We start from the raw sequence: 19,223 nt of genomic DNA on the forward strand, positions 1-19,223 counted from the left end.
TTAAAGCTTATCGCTTACCACTCCCTCAAACCTATAATAGTTATGATAAAATAGCCAGTAAGCTATTGCGATATTTAGCGGTACAAGTATCCATAGCAGCTTAAACATGATAATCCAAAACAGTACAATAAATAACCCCAGGATCCATTGCAGGTATTTATCCATATTTAGCCCGAACCAATAAAGCAGGCCATGGAAAAGCATTGCAACGCTTAAAGCTAAAAACAATAGCTCTATGGCCATCAACGGGTTAAATCTGCTAAAGAGCCAGATGCTTTCGGGGAGTAGCAGAACAAAATAGACACCAATGAAGTTCAGGAATCGCCTTTTCCTGCTGTAAGGCAAATTACGGGAGAAGCTAAGTGCGTTTTCCTCAAACTTTCTTTCCTCAAATATTAAAACGATATGCGCGGTCACAACAGCGAGTATGGCTATACCGGCAACCCGTACATCAGTTTTTACATCGGCAAATACATAAAACACTCCGGTAATGATAAGCCAGGAAAGCCCTTTGGTGATCAGATAAGGAACCTTGCGTTTATCAAACAGGTGATAAATGTACAGGCTGAAATAAGGTTTATGCCATTTGCTGCTTAGCTTCAACAATAGCGATTGATTATTGCCGTCAATCAGCCTATTGATCTGTTTTACATAAATAACCGCGCTCAAATAGCTAAGTATCAAAAGGTATAAGAAAATACAAACGGGCAACACATAATAATGGTTGGCAAAACCAACACCAATTGTTATGAATGCATAAACTATTATTGGTGACAGTATCGCCGCCTGTGCCCAAAACCAACTTTTTAATTGCTTTTGTTTACTTAATGAGTTACTGCTGTAAAACAAGAAGTGTTGCTCGGCGGCAAAGATCTGCCCGGATACATAATGCCAGCTTTTGATGGCGTAGATAAGCCAGATTACAAATACAATTGCCATTACTGCCGAACTGCTATCCATAGCCAGCATTAATGTTTTGTGATAACCTATCAGGTATTGAGGTGGCACCACACCAACCATCGCCAGGAACACAAACAGCAGGATCCCCGCATGTACACGGAAAAAGCCACCGGCAAATATTTTTAACAATATGTTGGTTAGTGGCTTCATTAACTGATAAACTTTAGGGTTTGATCCTCAACTAAAAGTTCACCGGATACTGGCAGTGAACCGTCTTCCAATATTTGATGTGAGGATAGTAGAAAGCTGGTTCCCTCCTGTTCATGTTTTTCCCGTATCCAATTGTTTAGTATGGCTAATGAAGCTGTGTCAATGGTGATTAAAGGTTCATCAAGCAGGATCAGCTTCGGTTTACCCAAAAAGGCCAATAACAGCGATATTTTTTTCATCATGCCGCTGCTGTAGGTACCAACCGGCCGATCAACAAAACTTTGCATACCCATACTTTTAATATAGTGATCTTGCTGGCCTGTCGGTGCATCTTTAGCATCAGCAAACAGGGCTATCATTTCTGTGCCGGTTAAAAAATCGGGAAACACTGGTTCGGCTTCGGCAAAATTCACAAGTTTACGGTAAGGTACCGGCTGCTTTTTAATGCTGATATGGTCGGCAAGCAAAATATCACCATCAAATGCCAGTATACCTGCAATTGATTTCAGCAAGGTGCTTTTACCCGATCCATTGACTCCCTTTATCCAATAAATACCGGCTTCAAGCCTAAGGTCCTCAACTTTTAAGGCAGGATAATTGCCGTATGATTTTTTAAAGTTTTGAAATTGCAGCATCGTGGGTTTTGATAAAAAAATGAATACGTTGTTACATTAAAAAAGACGCATCAAAAGCGTCTTCTTTAATTTGAATTCTAAATAAATCCGAAATCGAAAATCCCAATTCCAAAATTACAAGGCTGCTCCTTCAATCAGCGCGCTATAAAACTCGCCAACGTCCATGCCGGCAGCCCGAACTTGTTGCGGGATCAAGCTGGCAGCCGATTGGCCAGGTGTTGTGTTAATCTCGATGAAATAAAAATCGTTACTGCCTTCCAGCAAAATAAAATCAATCCTCGCCATGCCTCGGCAGTTAAGCCTTGTGTATACCTCGGTAACTATACCGGCAATTTCCTGAACTTTTTCTGGGGACAGATCTGCAGGGGTTATCTCCTGGGTTACGCCCGAGGTATACTTTGCCTCGTAATCAAAAAAATCTTTTGAAGTAATGATCTCGGTAGCAGGCAAAACTTTTATTTTGCCGTGCAAACGGGCTATGCCAATGCTAAACTCGCGGCCTTTTATAAATTCTTCAACCAGTACCTGTGCATCTTCCTGAAATGCCCTGTTCAATGCCTCGGGTAAGCCTGCAATGTTTTGTACTTTGCTCATACCCACGCTGCTGCCACCATTGTTTGGCTTAACAAATAGCGGAAATTTCAAATTGGCGGCAATAGTGGCAACATCATGTACATCGCGCTCAAATAAACGCATAGAATGGGCGGTGTGTAAGCCATGAATGCCATTTACAATAGCTTTTGTATAAGCCTTGTTCATGGTAATGGCCGATGTAGTAGCATCGCAGGTATTATATGGAATGCCAAGCATATCAAAATAGCCCTGTAGCTTACCATCCTCGCCGGGAGTACCGTGAATAGTGATGAAAGCGAAATCAAACTTTATCTTTTCCTGGTTAAGGGTGATGGTGAAGTCATTCTTGTCTACATCAACCGTAGTGTCATTGGCTTCAAAAAACCACCTGTCGCGGGTAACTAATATGGTATAAACTTTATAGTTACTATTTGACGCCAGGTTAGCGGCAATGTTTTTTGCACTGTTAAGGGATACTTCATATTCGCCGGTAAAACCTCCGGCCAAAAGGGCTATATTTTTTACACTCATACTATTTTGGATTTCGAATGTTCGATTTCGGATTTATCATCGGCAGCCGTTAAGGGCGACCTGTTTTCGATGCCGAATTTAGAATAAATATCATTGCAAGTAACACCAAAGTTCAAATTTTGAGTTCTAAATTTCTAAAATACTGAAATTTTTAATTCCGAAATCGAACATCCGAAATCCGACATCCTGATACCCATGTCCAAAATAATTCCTATGTTTGATACTTAATTAAAAGGTTTATCCTTACATATACTGATGAGCAAATTTGGGGCTTACTTAAAATCAAAATCATTCCGGAATAACTTATTAATGGCTATTGTTACGGTGATAGCTGTTGTTTTAATAGCATTTTTTAGTCTTGGTTATTATACCCGCCATGGTTCGGGCATACCCGTACCAAAGCTTAAGGGCCTTACCATTGATAAGGCTATGGACATATTAAAAGAGCAGGGATTTGGCTATAAAATAGATTCTGTTTATGTACAGGATGTAGCCCCCGGTACTATTGTTGAGCAGGATCCCGACCCGGGAACCAACGTTAAGGAAAACCGTGTGATTTACCTTACTATGGTTACCCTACAGGCACCAAATGTAGCACTGCCTGATCTTGAACAAAGCAATTACCGCGAAGCTATCGCCACGATATCAAACTACGGATTAAAAGTTGGTGATACTACTTACCGCTCGGATATTGCCCGCGACAGGATCCTTGAAGTGCGTTTTGGCGGCCAGGTTATAAAACCGGGCACCAAAATTCCAAAAGGCTCAAGAATTGACCTCGTTTTGGGTGATGGCGAAGGCGCAAGCGAAGTGGAAATTCCGGAATTGGTAAACCTTGACCTTGATGCCGCGCGTTTTGCTATTAAAGGCGCCGGATTAACCGTAGGTATCATTACTTATCAGGGTACTATTACCGACTCGACCAACGTAGTAGTTGTATCGCAATACCCAATGAAAACCGATTCGTTGAGCAAAACAAGTATTGGTACACGTATTAACCTTACTGTTTCACAAGGTACAAAAACAGATGCAGCCCCACCGGCAAATTAAAGCAACAGAACTGATTGAGCGCTTAAATAAAGGTGAAAACCTTAACCTGATTGATGTGCGCGAGGTTATTGAATATCTCACTTATAATATAGGAGGTAACAACATCCCTTTGCCAAAACTGGAAAGCGCACTTAACAGTTTAAGCTACAACAAAACCGATGAGATAATCGTTATCTGCAAAGTTGGTTTAAGAAGCGAGACAGCACAAGCTATATTAGAACAGCATGGCTATAGTAATGTGCGCAATTTAAGCGGCGGATTAATAGCTGTTCAAAAACTAAAATAAATACAAGAAAACACACTATCTATTCAATATCATGACCGCGAAAAAACAAGGATCAGGCATGCTCAAAAAATTTATCATAGCACTGGTAGTCGTTATCGTAGTGCTTTTGGGTTTTACAGGTTTTAATTACTATCTTAAGTACTTTGGCCCTAACGTTACCGGCAAGCAGGAATATTTATATATCCACACCGGCGCTACTTTTAACGATGTATTTAAAACTATCCAGGATGAGGGTATTGTTAAAGACACGGCATCATTTGCCTGGGCAGCCCGTAATATGAATTATACTACCCGTGTAAAGCCGGGTAAATACCGTTTGCATGAAGGTTTGGGTAACCGTAAACTTATCAATATGCTGGCATCGGGTACTCAGGAGCCTGTTAAGGTTGAATTTCATGGTTTAAGGCTTAAGGAGCAATTTGCCGGTTTTATTTCCAAAAAGATAGAACCCGATTCAATGGCAATTATCCGCCTGCTTGATTCGGCAAGTTTTGTAAGTAAATATGGCTTTACTACTGATAACGTGTATACCGTGATCATGCCCGATTCGTACCAGATGTACTGGAACACAAGTCCGGAGAAATTCTTTAAAAGGATGTATGATCATTACGAAGCCTTTTGGACTGCTGAACGGAAGCAGAAAGCGACTGCTATAAATCTGACTCCGCAGGAAGTATCTATCCTGGCCTCAATAGTTGATGCCGAGGCGCTGCATGATGATGAAATGCCTGCCGTAGCGGGTTTATATCTTAACCGTTTAAAAAGAGGTATGACACTGGACGCTGATCCTACAGTGATCTTCGCGATGAACGATTTTACTATAAAACGTGTACTCACCCGTTACCTTTCATACAATTCGCCATACAATACTTATCTCCATAAAGGTTTACCTCCGGGGCCTATCATGATGCCATCAGTTAATGCTGTAAAGGCAGTGCTCAACTATCAAAAGAACGATTACATTTATATGTGCGCCAAAGCTGATTTTTCGGGTTACCATGCCTTTGCTACCAATGTGGCCGACCATTTGGTTAACGCGCATAAATTTCAACAAGCCCTTAACGAACGTAACATCCTTAGGTAATGTTTGAGCACACCACCAAAATACGGGTGCGTTATGGCGAAACCGATCAGATGGGTTATATGTACTACGGTAATTATGCCGAGTTTTATGAAGTTGGCCGTGTAGAAATGCTCCGGAGTCTTGGGCTTACCTACAAGGGTATGGAAGAGTCGGGCATTATGATGCCCGTACTTGAACTGAACTGCAAATACCTGAAACCTGCTTTGTACGACGAGGAGATCAGCATCAGGGTAATCATGGATAAATTGCCGGGCATTCGTATTCATTTCAGGTATGAGCTTTCAAACCCGAAAGGCGAGCTCATTAATACCGGTGAAACACTGCTGGTATTCATCAACATGAAAACCAATCGCCCGTGTTTGCCGCCGCAAGATTTTACAGATAGATTAATGCCCTTTTTTAAGTAAATTTGGGTAAATGAAATGGCTGCACCGCTTTTTACTCCGGTTTAGGTTCTACAGGTACATCATCGAGTGGACAAAATCTGTAATCATCCCCGGTTTCAGGCCGTTGCCGCTTTATACTGTTATTGATTTCTTTGTTAAGGAGATTACCAATAATTCGCTCATTAACCGCGCTTACGCGTTGGCTTATAGTTTTATGCTGGCCATTTTTCCGGCCACCATCTTTTTGTTTACGCTTATACCCTACGTGCCCATTAAGCATTTCAGGGGTAACCTGATGATGGTTCTGGCCTCTGTAATGCCTACAAACGCTTATATGGCCTTCAGGGAAACCCTTTTTGATATCGTGAGCAATCAAAACGGCAAATTGCTTTCATTCGGTTTCCTGTCTACCCTGTATTTTGCAACCAACGGGGTTATCAACTTGATGAAGGCGTTTAACAAATCTTCGTTAATTGAAGATAAGCGGACCTGGCTCCGACGCCGTTTAGTAGCCACCGGTATTACTGTTGCTATAAGTTTTGCATTACTACTGGCAATTTCTATCCTCATATTGGGACAATCTATTATTAAGTTTATTCAATCTCACGTGGCCTCCGAAAATCACTTCTGGGTATATCCCGTGATGCTGTTTAGATGGGTGATTATCGTGGTGATTATTTTTGTTACTATAGGTTGCTTGTACCGTTATGCGCCTGCACACAAAAAGAAGTGGAACTTCGTAAACCCCGGTTCTATATTGGCTACAGCGTTGGCGGTTTTAACTTCCCTCGGCTTCTCGTACTACATCAATAATTTCTCGTCATATAATAAAGTTTATGGATCGATAGGAACACTTATCGTAGTGATGATCTGGATGTATATAAACTCATTAATTTTGATCATCGGATTCGAATTAAACGCGTCCGTGGAGCTTTCCAAGCGTACAATTCGCATCGTAAAACCTCGTTTTAATACTTTTCGGACGAAAAAAGTCACTCAGATTAAAAATTAACTTTCTGTTAATCAGTAATTTATATAGATTATTTAACTAAATCAAAAAAAGTGCAATTCAAATTTGGCAATTCGGTTCAGATTTGTACTTTTGTCGCCGGAGAGTTGGCAGAGTGGTCGATTGCGGCAGTCTTGAAAACTGTTGAACTGTGAAAGGTTCCTGGGGTTCGAATCCCTAACTCTCCGCTGAATGAGATTATATCAAAATCCGACAAAGGTTGTTCTGAAAAGAGCGACCTTTTTTCGTTGATGATCATTGTAACTATGACCGACTTGAGGGGTTAGCAAGGATATTCTACATCCATCATTTTGCAATGTGGGACCACGTTTGAACATCATGTTCAAAATAGAATGGCGCTGGTTAAGTTATTGGTCATGGTTTCGTACCGGATGTCGATACCGGTGGTAAGCACCATGTACCCCGGTAATTTTGGGAGGCTTGCAATTCGCCCCTGCGCTGGCATTATACAAGATTATTGGTAGGGATCAAAACGCCACCGTCAAGATTGGCAACCTTTTGGTCGGTAGCGTACCAGGTTAAATAACAAGCAAATAGTCGCTACAGTGAAAGTCGCCTTGAAGCAGGGGGATATCGACGTGGTATCCAATAACAAGAGGTACGACCTGATCGGTCTGATCGAATCACTTACCGAAGAACAGATCAGGGCGCACTTCTAAACAAATTTCTTTGGCTGTTATTTGCGATCCGGGAATTTATACTTTATTTGAATTGAATCACTTTGCAATTTCCCCTTAAAATACCCTTCGGCCCTGAGCTTATTTACGCCCTTAACCAGGTTGACGTTTTTAAATACAAAATCGTATTTAGTTGTACCCATTTCTGCCTCATCCAATTTTTTACCGTTGAGATAAAGTGTAACGTTTGAAGTATTGGCAAATACTTTCACGGTGGTTACCGCCTCTGCCCTGTCCGTATTTCTGCGGCCGCTGATGTAGAGTACAGGCTCCTGGCTCCAATTTGCTTTATACCAATAAAACGCATCCTTTTTGATTTTACGGTCATAGGCAACCAAACCTTTCATATTACGGGCTGGTACGCCGCCACCATTGGCCGATGGTACCGAGAAATCAAACATATTCCACACATATGAGGCTACCAGGTACGGGTGCTTTTCGATAATGCCCCATTGTACCTCGTGAAATTTTGTTTGAAATGTTTCGGGCCAAAACTGGCTCGACGGATCACCGCTATCGCCTACATTTTCCTGCTGCTGATTAACATTGGCCTCGGTGCCGTACTCCGAAAGTACAACTTTATAATTTGGATAATCTTTTTCCAGCCCGGTAACCCAATCTTCTAAATCGGGGATCTTCCCTTCGTACCAGCCATAATACCGGTTCATGCCTTGTATATCAGCAGCCAGGTTTGAGGGCCGGTTTATTTCGCCGTAACCGCTTACGCTGGCCGTAAATCTGCCTGGATCTTCTGTTTTGGCAATATCGTTCAGTTCTCTTGTTAAAACCGGCACAAAACCATCTGGCGAACCTGAGTACACCTCGTTATGCAAACCCCAGTTATATATGGACGGATGATTATAGTTCTGCCTGATGAGTTCGGTTAACTGCTGTTTGGCATTATCCCCCTCCTGCGTAGAAACCGCGTTTACAAATGGGATTTCGGCCCATATCACAAAACCCATACTGTCGCATTTAGCATAAATATATTCGGCTTGCTGGTAGTGCGCAAAACGTATGGAGGTGGCTCCAATTTCGTAGATCATATCAAGATCGCTTTGATGCTGGGCATTGCTCAGGGCGCTTCCATAGTCCTGCCATTCCTGGTGACGACAAACACCATACAAGCGGTACGGCTGCCCGTTCAGGTAAAAACCTTTGCCCGGAACTATCGAAAAATAGCGGAGACCAAGGGGTTGTGTCACCTCATCTATTGTTTTACCATCTTTAACAACAGCGGTAGTAAGCGAATACAGATAGGGATCTTTCCGGCCATTCCACAAGTGCGGATTATTTACTTGTAGTTGCTGATTAACGACATTTATTCCCTGAGGCTGTACATTTTGCTGTTGCTGTACCTGCTTAATGATGATGCCGCTTTTATCGCGGATGGTGGTTTTTACAGTAATTTGCTGTACCTGCCTTTCTTTATTCTCAATTTTAGCCGTTACCGAGATGGCCGCCTTTTTATTATTTACATCCTGTTTAATATAAATACCGGGCGATGCGTAATCTGTAGTGGTTACATTAATTTTACTGGTAACAATAAGACTTACCGGGCGGTAAATGCCACCATAAACACCAAACAGTTTGTTGTTGATAGGGATGATATCCGGCCGCTCCTCGTTATTTACTTTGACCAAAACGGTATTGGTAGTATCGTATCTTAACGAGTTGCTGATCTCAAAACAAAATGCTGAATAAGCGCCTTTATGCGTACCTACCAGTTTATTATTAATATACACGTCGGCAACAGTTCCCACACCTTCAAAACGAATGAACACCCGTTTGTCCTTCCATTCCGGCCGGGCTACAAGGTTTTTGCGGTAAAATGCATCGCCGGTATAAAAGTTTTTCCCTTTCTGAATATCCTTGTTATTCCAGGTGTGGGGTACGTTGACGCTTTCCCAGTCGCTGCCTGCAATAGCAATGTTGGTTTTATAAGTTGCCTTTTTAAACTGCCAATCCTGGTTAAAGGGTATAACCTGCCGGGGGGAGTTTGAACTGTTAACATCCTGTGCATTTTGAAATGCATTCACTTTTAAACCCCAACACAGGTTTATTAATAAAAACAGGATGATGTTTGTAGTACGCATAAATGTAAACTTGATATAATGTATAGTCTATGTTTTGGCCTTTTGATACTGGGCACCGCTGTTTTTACTGTTATCTGCGGTTTCTAAAACAATTACAAAAGGTCGCTTGAATGTTTGCTGCTTCAGGTGAATGAAATAAGCTGAAGTACCGATTTCTTCAGGCGCATAATTTTGCCCGGGGTTCCCAAGATCATACACCTTACTAATAGCTGTACGTGATGGCAATACAACATTTAACGCGCCGGAAACAGGCACATTAAATACCAGCATATAAATTTTATTAGTACCTGTTTTTTTAACGTAATACCCCCAATCCTGTTTAACAAGACCGGCGTATTCACCGTTGTAAATAGCTTCACTATTGATGCCCATCCACTCACCTATTCCCTTTGCAAGGTCCAGCTCTTCTGTTCTTAAAGTACCATCGGGCTTCGGCCCAAAGTTGAGCACGAAATTACCGTCGAGCGAAACGCATTTGGCCAGCATCTCCAGTAATTCATCAGTAGTTTTAATGTGGCCTTTCCATACCTTGCTATATCCCCACTGGTTTTCAGGCACGGTCATTACACAATCCCAGTCGTTTCCGTGTACATCCGCTATCTTCTCCGGTATTTTGCGCTCCCAGCCCTGCTCATAATCCCCCATCATATTTCCATTAGAGTCAAAATGCCGTTTACCATATTCATCGGCCCTGAAACGGCTGCCAATGATCAATCCAGGACGCATTGCCCTCATCTCTTTTTCAAGCGAATCGGCAAAGGCGGCTTGTTTCACCCATGATTTATCCCAGGTGCCATCAAACCATAAACCTTTGGCTGTGGGATACAGGGTAAGCAGTTCCAGTAGCTGGTTGCGGGTAAACTGTTTAAAACGGTCAAAAGCTATGCTGTCTTCCCGGGTTTTAATATCATACCGCCAGTCGGGATTGTGCCAGTCCATAATAGAGAAGTATAATATCACATCGATACCCCGCTTGTCATAAGCCTTTACCAGCGGCCCTATAATATCTTTTTTATATGGAGAGTTAGCAACAGTAAAATTGGTATACTTACTTGGCCACAGACAAAAGCCGTCATGATGTTTTGTTGTAATGGTTACGTACTTTACCCCCATTTGCTTAGCTGTTTCAGCCCATGATTCAGCATTGAATTTGGTTGGGTTAAATTGATACATCAATGAATCATAGGCCGTGGCAGAAACTTCCTTCCATGACTTTAACCATTCGGCAGCGCCGCTATATTGTTTACCGTTCCATTCACCTGCGGGGATGGAATACAAGCCCCAATGTATAAATTGCCCTAAACCGTAAGCCCGCCATTTTTCCATGTCGGCGTCTGTTCTGCGGCCAATGCGGTGCGCGCCATGCTGCAGGGCAATAGGCTTTTGTGTCGTAGTTGCCGTTTGCTGTGCGTTTACATGGGCTGCATTTACACAGTTCCATGCAATTGCTATAACCAGGATCGCTTTTTTTATCATACTTAGTTCTCTTTGTAATACATCAACATAAGCCGCCGCAAAATGCAGCAGCTTATGTAAGTTTTAATATCCGGGGTTTTGTGTTAGGGCTGCGCCTTTATTCACATCAATTTCTGATTGCGGAATGGGCAACAGCATGTTGATATCCTTGATCGAGCCGGCCGAGGTTGGGTTGTATTTTTTCACCCGCTCAACCAGGGTCCCGGTTCGCATTAAAGTAATGCGCCTATCTTCTTCGCCAATAAGCTCACGGGCGCGCTCATCCAGAATAAAATCCATATTAATATCTGATGTCTGTACCTGCGGGGCATTTGCCCTTGTACGAAGCATGTTGATATTGCTGGCTGCCGCTGTTAAATTACCCTGCTTAAATTGTGCTTCGGCCAACAGAAGGTAGGTTTCAGCAAGACGCATATAAATCCTGTCTTTATAAGTAATTGTGCCAAAAGGGTCGGCATTGGTATACGAGTACCACTTGGTGGTGTGCGCATACATATTTTGAATGGTATCAGTATTGGAAGTTACTACCGCCAGTTTTCCATAATTGGCAGATGAGGGGTCGTTATAGTAATATTTACGCCTGATATTATAACTGGAATTACGCATATCGTTGCTCAGGTTCAGGTTATATGTCCACCAGTTGGTCGGCCTTATCCTACCTATTCCACGCCCGCCTAATGAATCTGCTACGATCATGCCTGGTATGTTTACGTAGAACGGCACCCAAACCCTGCGGTGCTGGTCAGTTGGACTATATCCGCCCGGTATATTAGCCTCTTCAATCACCCAAATAGCTTCGGTATTGCCCTGGCTCCGGCGCATATTGCCGTAAATAAACATATCAGAAAAAGCATCACCAGGTTTCAGGGAATTGATCCCATACCGGTTATTGACTAACTTATACAGGCCGCCTGCTATGATCTTATTCAACTGAGCTTCGGCAAGATCAGGTTTGTTGGCCCTTAAATAGGTTACCGCCAATAGTTGCATGGCCGCAGCACTATTTATTCTTCCTTCGGCGACAACATGCGCTGCATCGGGTAGGTTTGTTGCAGCGAATGTAAGGTCGCTGACCTGCAAATTTATGATCGTATCTAAGGGTGTCCTCACATAATCTGTTTTAGGTGCGGTAACGGGCACCGTAATAAGCGGCACACCGCCAAACAAAGTAGATAGAAAATTATAAGCATATGCCCTGAAAAACCTGGCTTCGGCCACATAACCATTAACCTGGGCCGGTGTTAAACTTGTATTGCCGGATTGAGCCGCTTGTATTATTACGTTAGAGGCATTGATAACCTGGTAGCCCCAGCGCCAAAAACCAAGGGCAGCAACATCCTGCGAATTTAATTGCGAATAGGTTTCATATGGCGCCATGGCCGCCGTGGTTTGCCCGTTACGGGCCACATCGGTACCGGTTTGCATCAGCGCTATAATTCCCTGATCACCTTCATACTGATCTCGGACCGTTTTTTGCAAACCTGCAACTGCGGCTTCAAAACTCAGGGCATCTTTTAAGGTGGACGGTGTAAACTGTGTTCTGACATCCTCATCCAGAAAACTCTTTTTACAAGAATTAAATGTGAGTACAGCTATCAGACTTATAAAGAGTAATGAATAAATACTTTTCATGATTCTAATTTCTAATTATTGTAAAGTAATGTTAACACCCAGCACTACGGTGGCTACCAGCGGGTAAAATGAACTGCTTTGGTTGCCTGCATAGTTATAAAAATCGGTTTCGGGGTCCCAGCCTAACCATTTCGAGAACGTTGCGATATTTCGACCGCTGGCATAAACCTGTAAGTTAGAGATCTTTAAATCTCGCAGTACCTCTTTGGAAAAGCTGTAGCTTAAAGTAACATCCTTAATGCGGGTGTACGAACCTGAAACGGGGTACGTGTATTGCCTTGAGTTGGTATAACTTAACGATGGCCTGGTGTTACTTTGATTGGCCGCGGTCCAGTAACCTATCCCGGCCGGCAGATTGATACGACCGGCCTGATCCCGATAATCATAAATAGGATTAGGTTTAAGCGCGCCCTGAAACGTTTGTACAAACGCGCTTAGCGAAAAGCTTTTATACCTGAAAGTATTGGTCATACCGGCAATGTATTTGGGCAAACGTGAACCCAGGTAGGTTTTGTCGGCGGTGTTGATCTTACCGTCGCCATTTAAATCGGCGAATTTCAGATCGCCGGGCTTGGCGCTTGGGTCAACAGTAAAGTCATCACCTTTTTGCCAAACACCAATCAGCTTATAATCATATACGGCCTGCAGCTGTTTACCCAGGAACAGGTTATTGGTGATATCATCCTTATTATCACCATAAAGTTGTACCAGTTTATTGCGGTTGGCAGAGAAGTTGACATTAGTTTCCCAGCTGAAGTCGCTATTTTGAATATTGCGGCTGGTGATGGAAAATTCGATCCCCTTGTTAGCTGTTCGGCCTATATTATCTAAAATAGTGGTATAACCGGTGATGTAAGGTATTTTACGCGACAATAGCAAATTGTACGTTTTAGTATCATAAGCATCAACAGAACCACTGATCCGGTCTTTTAAAATGGAAAAATCGATACCAAAGTTAAATCCTTTGGTACTCTCCCATTTTAAATTGCCGTTACCTATAGCACTCGGGTTTAACCCTATAGTTGTAGTACTACCATAGATGTATTGCGTTGAGGCCAGCGTTGTTAAGGTATTGTATGATGATACCTCCTGGTTACCCGAAATACCATAAGAAGCCCGTAATTTCAGTGCTGATATTGCTGATACGCCTTTCATAAACGATTCTTCGGTTAAATTCCAGGCTACCGCGACCGATGGGAATGTGCCATATTTATTGGCGGCGCTAAATCCCGAAAAACCGTCACGACGAGCGGTAGCGGTAAACAGATACTTCCCGGCGTAAGAATAATTGATCCGTGCCATCTGCGACAGCAGGGTACTTTGCGTATAACTTGAAGTGGTTTGCTGTATTTGTGCCGAACCTAAATTGTAAAAGTTGGTAAGGTCATTGATAAAGGTATTAGCGTTTAAGGCATTGCTCAAAGTATAATCCTTTTGTGAGCTGTATAACCCCGTAAAATCAATGCTGTGTTTGCCAAAGCTACGGCTGTAGTTCACAATATTTTCTATAAGCCAATGGTTACTTTCGGCATTGGTCATTGTAGCGTGACCAATGGCGTCGCCCGTGTTCCTGCCGGTATAATCACCTGTCATGGCCGGGTTATAAGCATAACCAGTATTTAGCCTGTATTTAAATCCTTTAATAAACGCAGGCTTAATTTCTGCATAAAAATTGCCGTTCCAGGTTCTGTTTTTGCTAACGGTGGGTTGGTAAAGGCCTAATAACGGGTTGGTATAGAGCGCGTCCGGATACATCGGGTAGATCTGGTAATCTCCCTGTGCGTTATATTCCTGGCCATAGGGGCTCATCACGGTAGCCATATATAAATTACTTTTGCCGCCGTCATAATTGTTATTATTAAAAAACATATTAGTACCGGCGTTCAGCCAGTCGGTAATTTTAGCATCAAGGTTTCCGCGAACATTAAAGCGATTGAACTGATATCCTTTCAGGATGCCTTTTTCTTTGGTATAATCTCCCGAAACATAATACTTAACATCAGCTGTGCCGCCAGATACGTTTAAAGAATGATTTTGAATGAAACCCTGCTGTGATATCGCTTTTATCCAATCGGTTTCCTTACCATTTTTATAATTGTCCTGCTCATACAGGTTTGGTACCGGAGCGGCTGTTTTACCAGCCTGTTCATCATAATCAAGATTTTTTTGCACATATTCGGCCCCGCCCATAGGTTTCACCTCGTGCGACATGTATTCGGGGCCTGCCCAGGCGTTGTACTGAACCGATGGCTTACCCGTTTTGCCCTTTTTAGTGGTAACGATAATTACCCCGTTTGATCCTCTTGTACCATAAATAGCTGTAGCCGATGCATCTTTCAGCACCTGGACTGACTCCACATCATTGGTATTGATATCATTATAGGAGCCATTATAAGGCACTCCGTCCAACACAACCAAAGGAGAATTACTGGCCGTAATGGAATGCAGCCCACGAACATAAATTGAGCTTACCGAACCTGGTGCCGATGAACCGGATGTTATATTGATACCCGGGACCGCGCCTTCAATTGACTGCAGGATATTGGTGACCGGCAAATTTTCCAGCCGCTGTTTAGAAACCGAGATAATAGCCCCTGTAACGTCGCTTTTTTTCTGGCTTCCGTAACCTATCACAACAACCTGCGACAACTCTCTTGAAGTCTCTTTTAATACGACACGCAGCGTTGTTTGGTTATTTACCCCAATTTCCTGCTGAAGATAACCTATTGATGTAACGAGCAGCACCCCGGCAGATGGAACATCTTTCAATTCAAATTTACCATCAGCATCAGACATTGTTCCTTTGCTGCCGTCCTTTAGCTTTACTGTTGCTCCGGGTATAGGTCGCCCGGTTGAATCAATAACGATGCCTTTAACAGTGATTATCGAAACCTCCACACTGCCTGCACCGGTAGTAGAGTTATTGCCCGCCTGTTTTTCGGCAGCCTTTATAACAATTGTTTTTTCAAAAAAAATATAGCTTAGGGCCTTGCCGTCAATGCAGTTCTTTATTACTTCATCCAAAGGGGTATTGACAAAGTTGGCATTGATCTTTACTGAAGCATTAAGCCTGCCGGGCTGATAAAGTACATCATAGCCGGTTTGTTTCTTAATGGCTTTAAAAACCTGCTTTAACGTTACATTCTTCTGCGTTAAGTTAAGCTTTTGCCCAAACGTTGAGGCGCTTACTTGTAACATGGTAACGGTTAGTAAAAGGATGGTGAGTTTCATCATCAACAGTAATTTGGGCACGCGGCGCTTCGGCCAACGTAAAATCTCGATGTAAAATTTATACATTTGGGTATCTGTTTAAGTTAGAAATGGTATTCAACACACTCGTTCGGTTTGATCAGATAACATTACCGGGAGTGCTTCCAACACTCCTGGTATTTTTTACCCGATCACCGGTTTTGACAGTTCCACTACGGATATTTTTTATGGGGTTTCATTTCGGGTTGGTTTAGTTTATTAATCAGAGTTTTTATAAATTTTCGGCTGATTTAATTGGATACAGTTATCCTGTTATCTAAAACTGTAAAATGAACTGCATTGGTTAGTTCCAGCGTTTTAATAACCTGCGACACATTTTGGTATTTAGATACCGTACCACTAAAAACCAGGGATTGTAGTGAGGCATCTTTGTACTCCACTTCCACATTGTACCACCTGGATACCTTTTTCATGATACTTGCCAGGTTTTCATCATTAAAAAGAAAATAGCCGTTTTTCCAGGCTACAGCCTCATCTATGTCAACCTCCTCAACATTCATGGCATCACCATTAATGGTGGATTGCTCCCCCGGCTTAATGATCCTTTTTTGATTAGTTAACGCTGATGTGACCTTAACGGATCCCTCAAGCAAAGTAGTGGCAGTTGTTTTTTCGTCAGCATAAGCATTAATGTTAAAATGAGTCCCTAACACTTCTACCTGCTGCAGCCTTGTCTTTACTTTAAAGGGCATTGCTTTATTGTGCGCTACCTCAAAATATGCTTCGCCCGTCAGCTCCACCAGCCGTTCTTTACCTGTAAACACCACCGGGTATTTAAGCGTAGAAGCCGCGTTTAACCATACATGTGACCCATCAGGCAATATCACCTGGTATTGTTCGCCTTTGGAAGTAGCAAGGGTATTGATCCGGCCGGCAGACTGGTTGGCGTTGCCGGATGCCTGAGTTGTATAAATAAGTTCACCTTTAGCGTTTTTACTAACAGTAACCCCCGCCTCATTGGCAAGCTGTCCGCTAAGTGTATTATTTAATATTAGCTTTTTACCACTGGCCAGGGTAAGCGTGGCCTGGTTTCTACCCGGTTTTACATCAGTTTTACTAATACGAGGTGCTGCATCCTGTTCGTTTCGGTGCAACAGGTAATAAGTACCTGTAAATACAAACAGCAATATGGCCGCCGCGGTTAACCGATATCTTCCATTCTGGAATTTAGAAGATTGTTTCTTTTTAATATTATCCCAAACCTGGTCAACATCTTCCACCCGTTCATGGTCATTTACCTCAAATGGAGCCTGCTGATTATGTTTTAAGTACCAGCTTTCTAAAAACGCTTTATCTTCCGGAGTAGCCTGGCCGGATCTGAAACGTTCCCATAATTCATTTAGTTCTTTATCTTCCATTATACTAAAGGCTTATTGATGCTTTAATTAATGGTAAGGAAAGATCAGGGGGCTATACAGGTAGATGAAATAAAAAAATATTTTATTGTTTGGTTTATAAATGCAAGAACACCAACAGGTATACAACTATTCCCAATTTTACTTTTAAAATTTTTAATGCATTGGTAATTTGTTTACTTACGGTTTGTTCTGATATCTCCAATTTCCAGGCAATTTCCCTGTGGCTTAGATACTCTTTTCTGCTCATTATAAATATCGCTTTCATTTTAGGTGGAAGCATAGCAATTTCCCGTTCAATACTTTCCCGTAGCAGGTTTTCTCTAACACGATGGTCAGTTACTACCTGTTCATGTAATGCAAATGCTTTCATAGCGTCATGATATTTTTCATGAACCCGGTTACGGGACATTTTATTCAGGATGGCGTTCCTGACAGCGCCATATAAATAGCCCGACAAGCTTCCGGTAAACTCGATCTGTTCACGCTTAGCCCACAAATAGGTAAAAACTTCCTGGATAATATCTCTGGCTTCTTCGCGGTCGCGCAATTTATTAATTGCGTGCGCATGAAGGATAAATTTATAGCGGTCATAAATTTGGGCATAAGCTTTATGATCGCTCCCCTTTAAAAGCAGTATCAATTTCTCATCAGTTAATTTGCTGTAATGTTCCATTATTTCAGTATCCCAAAAGACGGCACGCCCCGGAACAGGTAACCAAAGGCGTTTTCATAAAATTAAACATGATCAAATCCTTAAGGATTCATAAACAAATCTTTAAGAATACTGGAAGTTAGGTTATCAGACACCTGTTTTGAGCATGAGGAGCAGTGCAAACACTACGCAAACGTTTGATTAATGGAAGTCGATTGCTGCCGGGTTGGAGTAAATAAATATCATAAAATGTCTGTTATTTGTTTAACGCCGCAAAAATCCTGCAACTATGGAGTATTAAGGCAACCGGTAAAGCTTAGTACTTCATGCTATCATAGCTATATTCGAGTTTGCCGGTAACGTGAGGCCCAAACTTCAAACAAACGTTTGCGTAACTGAAGAGCACAACGTTTTCAGCAAATTAAAACTTTGATGCGAATGGCTATCTGTAGTTGTTTGAGGACGTTTTTAACTACTCCTTAAATTCAGCAGGCGTTTTTTCATACTGTACCGCTAAAACGAGCAAATCATTTAACTTTTTCTAAATGACAGACAGTGGTTAAAAGACACAAGAAAAAACGCGCAACCGAATTTCCGTGTTTGTTCACTGCGACTAAACCTTGTTGGGGTCGAACCATTTCATGGAAATTTAAAACTGTTACCTTCCCTACCGATTCAACGACAGTCAAACACAGGTTATTTGAAACCAGCTTAAATAATTTTATATAGCATGAGATCATTGCTATATACTTCAGGGAAAGAGTTTATTAATCATAAAAATCAAAAAATAATTAATTATATATTTTAAACTTTTCGGATTAATCTGACATATAACTATATTTACTCAAGGGTAAGGAGCATGTTAGTCGGCATTGTTAGAAATACCTGCAATTCTTAAACCTTAAGCCATAAATATCATGCCTGATCATATCACTGATGCTGAATATCTGGAATTACGCCTCGATCCGCAGCAAAAATATTTCAGCCGTAAAAGCGGAAAGAATAAAAGATACTTCTATTCATTAAAAACAACTACGATCATAATAGCATTGACTATTCCGGTTATGTCCGGATATCTGAAAGAAAATGATAGTATAAAATATATAATCAGTATTCTCAGTTTAATGCTGGCACTTTTAGCTGGATTAGAGACCATATTTCAATTTAATGAAAAATGGATCAGAGACCGGAATACATCAGAGGCTTTAAAACAGGAAAAATTTCTGTTTCTTTCTAAGGCGGGTCCTTACTCAACTACTGCTACGGTAAAGGAACTTGCAGAAAGAGTAGAAACCATATTATCTAAAGAGAATTCGAGTTGGAGTCTTTTGGTCAAGAAAACACAGCAAAAAAAGAATAACTAAGAAGCCGCCGCCC

General features: G+C 41.9%; 16 protein-coding genes and 1 tRNA gene. 7 read left to right on the forward strand and 10 right to left on the reverse strand.

Annotated features, from left to right (window positions below; translation table 11 throughout):
* The 3 genes from DEO27_RS10345 to DEO27_RS10355 form a co-directional block, all read right to left on the reverse strand.
* The gene (locus DEO27_RS10345) at positions 1-1,110 is read right to left on the reverse strand and encodes a hypothetical protein (RefSeq protein ID WP_112566812.1); all 1,110 of its coding nucleotides are present in this window, start codon (positions 1,108-1,110) and stop codon (positions 1-3) included.
* On the reverse strand, positions 1,110-1,745 hold the full coding sequence (locus DEO27_RS10350; protein WP_112566809.1) for an ABC transporter ATP-binding protein: 636 nt from the start codon (positions 1,743-1,745) through the stop codon (positions 1,110-1,112). The genes DEO27_RS10345 and DEO27_RS10350 overlap by 1 nt, the downstream gene beginning before the upstream one ends.
* Before the next feature lie 114 nt (positions 1,746-1,859).
* Positions 1,860-2,849 carry a D-alanine--D-alanine ligase gene (locus DEO27_RS10355; RefSeq protein ID WP_112566806.1) on the reverse strand — a complete coding sequence of 330 codons (990 nt, stop codon included), beginning with the start codon at positions 2,847-2,849 and terminating at the stop codon, positions 1,860-1,862.
* 255 nt (positions 2,850-3,104) lie between these two features.
* Between DEO27_RS10355 and DEO27_RS10360 the strand changes: the two genes are divergently transcribed.
* The 6 genes from DEO27_RS10360 (at position 3,105) to DEO27_RS10385 (ending at position 6,852) form a co-directional block, all read left to right on the forward strand.
* Positions 3,105-3,899 (forward strand): PASTA domain-containing protein, encoded by a 795-nt coding sequence (locus tag DEO27_RS10360; protein WP_112566804.1) that lies wholly within the window; start codon positions 3,105-3,107, stop codon positions 3,897-3,899.
* Positions 3,877-4,185 carry a rhodanese-like domain-containing protein gene (locus tag DEO27_RS10365; protein WP_112566801.1) on the forward strand — a complete coding sequence of 103 codons (309 nt, stop codon included), beginning with the start codon at positions 3,877-3,879 and terminating at the stop codon, positions 4,183-4,185. Before DEO27_RS10360 ends, DEO27_RS10365 begins: the two co-directional genes overlap by 23 nt.
* 31 nt (positions 4,186-4,216) lie before the next feature.
* Complete coding sequence (mltG, locus tag DEO27_RS10370) at positions 4,217-5,269, forward strand: endolytic transglycosylase MltG (RefSeq protein ID WP_112566798.1); 1,053 nt, start codon at positions 4,217-4,219, stop codon at positions 5,267-5,269.
* Complete coding sequence (locus tag DEO27_RS10375) at positions 5,269-5,676, forward strand: acyl-CoA thioesterase (RefSeq protein ID WP_112566796.1); 408 nt, start codon at positions 5,269-5,271, stop codon at positions 5,674-5,676. Before mltG ends, DEO27_RS10375 begins: the two co-directional genes overlap by 1 nt.
* A 10-nt stretch (positions 5,677-5,686) precedes the next feature.
* Positions 5,687-6,667 carry a YihY/virulence factor BrkB family protein gene (locus tag DEO27_RS10380; protein ID WP_112566793.1) on the forward strand — a complete coding sequence of 327 codons (981 nt, stop codon included), beginning with the start codon at positions 5,687-5,689 and terminating at the stop codon, positions 6,665-6,667.
* A 98-nt stretch (positions 6,668-6,765) separates the two neighbouring features.
* A tRNA-Ser gene (locus tag DEO27_RS10385) sits at positions 6,766-6,852 on the forward strand.
* Positions 6,853-7,007: 155 nt separating this feature from the next.
* On the opposite strand, the gene DEO27_RS31850 is transcribed toward DEO27_RS10385, so the two are convergent.
* From DEO27_RS31850 to DEO27_RS10415, 7 genes are all read right to left on the reverse strand, one after another.
* On the reverse strand, positions 7,008-7,130 hold the full coding sequence (locus DEO27_RS31850) for a hypothetical protein (protein ID WP_262714165.1): 123 nt from the start codon (positions 7,128-7,130) through the stop codon (positions 7,008-7,010).
* 231 nt (positions 7,131-7,361) lie between these two features.
* Positions 7,362-9,458 (reverse strand): glycoside hydrolase family 2 protein, encoded by a 2,097-nt coding sequence (locus tag DEO27_RS10390; RefSeq protein WP_112566790.1) that lies wholly within the window; start codon positions 9,456-9,458, stop codon positions 7,362-7,364.
* A gap of 27 nt (positions 9,459-9,485) precedes the next feature.
* A complete protein-coding gene (locus tag DEO27_RS10395; RefSeq protein ID WP_112566787.1) occupies positions 9,486-10,934 on the reverse strand; it encodes an alpha-L-fucosidase in 1,449 nt (482 codons plus the stop codon).
* 63 nt (positions 10,935-10,997) lie between these two features.
* Complete coding sequence (locus tag DEO27_RS10400) at positions 10,998-12,566, reverse strand: RagB/SusD family nutrient uptake outer membrane protein (protein ID WP_112566784.1); 1,569 nt, start codon at positions 12,564-12,566, stop codon at positions 10,998-11,000.
* Positions 12,567-12,581: 15 nt separating this feature from the next.
* A complete protein-coding gene (locus tag DEO27_RS10405) occupies positions 12,582-15,863 on the reverse strand; it encodes a SusC/RagA family TonB-linked outer membrane protein (RefSeq protein WP_112566781.1) in 3,282 nt (1,093 codons plus the stop codon).
* A gap of 203 nt (positions 15,864-16,066) precedes the next feature.
* The gene (locus tag DEO27_RS10410; RefSeq protein ID WP_112566778.1) at positions 16,067-17,194 is read right to left on the reverse strand and encodes a FecR family protein; all 1,128 of its coding nucleotides are present in this window, start codon (positions 17,192-17,194) and stop codon (positions 16,067-16,069) included.
* 94 nt (positions 17,195-17,288) lie between these two features.
* Entirely contained in the window at positions 17,289-17,867 is a 579-nt protein-coding gene (locus DEO27_RS10415; RefSeq protein WP_112566775.1) for an RNA polymerase sigma factor, read from the reverse strand.
* 896 nt (positions 17,868-18,763) lie between these two features.
* Here DEO27_RS10415 and DEO27_RS10420 point away from each other — a divergent pair.
* On the forward strand, positions 18,764-19,210 hold the full coding sequence (locus DEO27_RS10420) for a DUF4231 domain-containing protein (protein ID WP_112566772.1): 447 nt from the start codon (positions 18,764-18,766) through the stop codon (positions 19,208-19,210).
* The last annotated feature ends 13 nt before the right edge of the window (positions 19,211-19,223 follow it).

It is taken from the genome of Mucilaginibacter rubeus, from assembly GCF_003286415.2.
Lineage (GTDB): Bacteria > Bacteroidota > Bacteroidia > Sphingobacteriales > Sphingobacteriaceae > Mucilaginibacter > Mucilaginibacter rubeus_A.